At 67.4% G+C, this 3,239-nt stretch carries 3 protein-coding genes; all 3 read left to right on the top strand.

The genetic code is table 11. The features are described from left to right. Positions 1-1,010: elongation factor G (locus SE92_RS18330; protein WP_084251843.1), on the top strand; the 1,010-nt coding region annotated here is incomplete at its 5' end. Between the two features lie 242 nt (positions 1,011-1,252). After that, positions 1,253-1,525, top strand: coding sequence for a helix-turn-helix domain-containing protein (locus SE92_RS18325; RefSeq protein WP_063203615.1), 273 nt, complete (start codon positions 1,253-1,255; stop codon positions 1,523-1,525). 109 nt (positions 1,526-1,634) lie between these two features. Next, the coding region (locus SE92_RS18320) for a SulP family inorganic anion transporter (protein ID WP_063203614.1) at positions 1,635-3,239 on the top strand (1,605 nt) is incomplete at its 3' end.

Below are 3,239 nucleotides of genomic sequence, written 5' to 3'. Positions count from 1 at the left end.
ACGACACCAAGCGTGCCGCGGCGGAGCCCGGCGACACCGTGGCGCTCGCCAAGCTCGATCCCGTCAAGACCGGCGACACGGTCTCGAGCGGCAAGACCCCGCCGGCCGCGCTGGCCGTCACGGAGCCGACGCCGCCGGTGCTTGCGATCTCGATCGCCGCCACCGACCGCAAGGACGATGTCAAGCTCGGCCAGGCGCTGGCCCGGCTGCACGAGGAGGATCCCTCGCTCGTCGTCGTGCAGAACGCCCAGACCCACGACACCGTCTTGTGGGGGCAGGGCGAGATGCACTTGCGCGTCGCTAGCGAGCGGCTCCGCGACCGCTTCGGTATCAAGCTCACCTCGCATCCGCCCGGGATCGGCTACCAGGAAACCATCCGCAAGCCGATCACCCAGCGTGGGCGCCACAAGAAGCAGTCCGGTGGACACGGCCAGTTCGGCGACGTCGTGCTCGACATCAAGCCGCTGCCGCGCGGCGACGGCTTCAAATTCACCGAGAAGGTGGTGGGCGGCGCCGTGCCGCGCAACTACATCGGCGCGGTGGAGGAAGGTGTCGTCGACGGACTGGCGCGCGGTCCGCTCGGCTTCCCCGTCACCGATGTGCAGGTGACGCTGACCGACGGCTCCTACCACAGCGTCGACAGCTCCGACCTCGCCTTCCGCACGGCGGCGCGGATCGGGCTCAACGAAGGCCTGCCGCAATGCCAGCCGGTGCTGCTGGAGCCGATCCACGTGGTCGAGATCGTCTGCCCGACCGATGCGACCGCGAAGATCAACGCGATCCTGTCGGCGCGGCGCGGCCAGATCCTCGGCTTCGACACCCGCGACGGCTGGAGCGGCTGGGACTGCGTCCGCGCCATGATGCCGGAAGCCGAGATCGGCGAACTCATCGTCGAGCTGCGCTCGGCCACGGCAGGGGCGGGCAGCTTCACCCGCACGTTCGATCACATGGCCGAAGTCACCGGCCGTGCCGCCGACCAGATCATCGCCGCGCATCAACACGCGGCGTGAGCTGTCGAGACGCAACTCTCTCCGCGCTCGCGGGGGGAGGCTGCGATGATCCCTGCAGCGCATCACACCCGACGATGCTTCGCATCGCCGGGCGGGATGTGCTGTGTCCGGGACACGAGAGCGGTGTTTCCACGCACAACTGCATCACGGACGCGGCCCTTGCGCTAACCGCGGAATGATGTATTTTACATCATTGTACACGTTCTAGATATCATTTATAAGAGTTGATACGTGAGGCCGAGGTGATTACGTCATTCCAGATGCGGGCAGCCCGCGCGCTGCTTGGCATTGACCAGAAAACCTTGGCGGAACTGGCAGGCGTGTCGTTGCCGACCATCCAGCGGATGGAGGCGAGCACTGGCAACGTTCGTGGCGTGGTCGAGACCCTGATGCGGGTGGTCGAGGCGTTCGAGCGGGCCGGCGTCGAGCTGATCGGCGAACAGGCGCGCAGCGAAGGCGGCGGACGTGGTGTTCGGCTGAAAGAGCCGGGGCCGCCACGCCGGGTGGGAGCGTGATCCCGCGATGATCATGCTCTGGAGCAGGTTGGACTAACGCACCGTCGCGCCGACGCACGCGGCCGCACGATGCATCGGAGCGTTGTGGGCAGCGGAGCACTTTGCTGAAATGAGCATCACGGGCGAACACGCAGGCAAGCTGCACGGGCTTCGTCAGCCGACCTTTACCGAACTCTATCTGCCAAAGCTCGTGACCGTATGGCGCGAGGGCTATGGGCTTGCGGATCTCCGCGCCGACGTCTTCGCAGGCCTGACGGTTGCGATCGTGGCGCTGCCGCTGTCGATGGCGATCGCGATCGCCTCGGGCGTGACGCCGGACCGCGGCCTTTACACGGCCGTCGTCGGCGGCTTCATCGCCTCGCTGCTCGGCGGCAGCCGGTTCCAGATCGGCGGACCTGCCGGCGCGTTCATCGTCCTGGTCGCTGCGACCGCCGACCGTCACGGCGTCGACGGCGTCATCCTCGCTACCCTGATGGCGGGACTTTTCCTGGTTGCTGCCGGCTTCCTGCGCATCGGCACATACATCAAGTTCATTCCGTATCCGGTGACGGTCGGCTTCACCGCCGGTATCGCCGTGATCATCTTCGCCAGCCAGCTCCGCGATCTCGGCGGGATCACGCTTGCGGGCAAAGAGCCCAGCGAGTTCGTTCCAAAGCTGGTCGCGCTCGCCGGCGGCCTCAACACCATCAATCCATCCGCCGTCGCGGTCGCCATCGTCAGCATCGCCATCATCGCGGCCCTGCGGATCTGGCGGCCGTCCTGGCCCGGCATCCTGATCGCGGTCGTGCTCGCCGCCGTCGCCTGTGCCGTGCTGTCGCTGCCGGTGGAAACCATCGGTTCGCGCTTCGGCGGCATTCCGCGCGAGCTGCCTTCGCCGGCCTTGCCCGCGTTCTCGCTTGCGAAGGCGACCGCCGTGCTGCCGGATGCGATCTCGTTCGCGCTGCTGGCCGCGATCGAATCGCTGTTGTCGGCGGTGGTGGCCGACGGCATGACCGGGCGCCGTCACCGCTCCAATTGCGAGCTGGTGGCGCAGGGCGCCGCCAATATCGGCTCGGCGCTGTTCGGCGGCATCTGCGTCACCGGCCTGATCGCGCGCACCGCGACCAACATCCGCGCCGGCGCGCGCGGCCCTCTGGCAGGCATGCTGCACTCCGTGTTCCTGCTGCTGTTCATGCTGATCGCGGCGCCGCTCGCAAGCTACATTCCGCTGGCCGCGCTCGCCTCGGTGCTGGTCGTGGTGGCGTGGACCATGGCGGAGAAGCACGAATTCGCCACGCTGCTGCGTTCGTCATGGGGGGATGCCGTCGTGTTGCTCGCGACGTTCCTGCTGACGATCTTCCGCGATCTGACAGAAGGCATCCTGGTCGGCTTCGCGCTCGGCGCGGTGCTGTTCATCCATCGCATGGCGGAGATGACGGGCATCGAGGAACGCTCGCCTCTGGTCGCAGGCGATCGTCCCGACGACGGTAACGGCGATCGCGTTCGCTACGATCCCGCGCTGGCGGTCGACCGCGACGTGCTGGTCTATCGCATAACCGGCGCGTTCTTCTTCGGTGCGGCTTCGGCGATCGGGAGCGTGCTCGACGAGGTCGCCGACAAGCGCAAGGCCTTCGTGGTCGATTTCGCCGCCGTGCCGTTCCTGGATTCGACGGCGGCCAACGTGCTGGGGCGGGTCGCCGCCAAGGCGCACCGCCAGGGCATAAGGCTGTTCATC

Origin of the sequence: Bradyrhizobium sp. AT1 (genome assembly GCF_001590795.1) — a bacterium.
In the GTDB taxonomy this organism is placed as follows: domain Bacteria; phylum Pseudomonadota; class Alphaproteobacteria; order Rhizobiales; family Xanthobacteraceae; genus Bradyrhizobium.
Note: the sequence above shows the minus strand (reverse complement) of the source record. Positions and strands in the feature narration are given on the sequence as shown.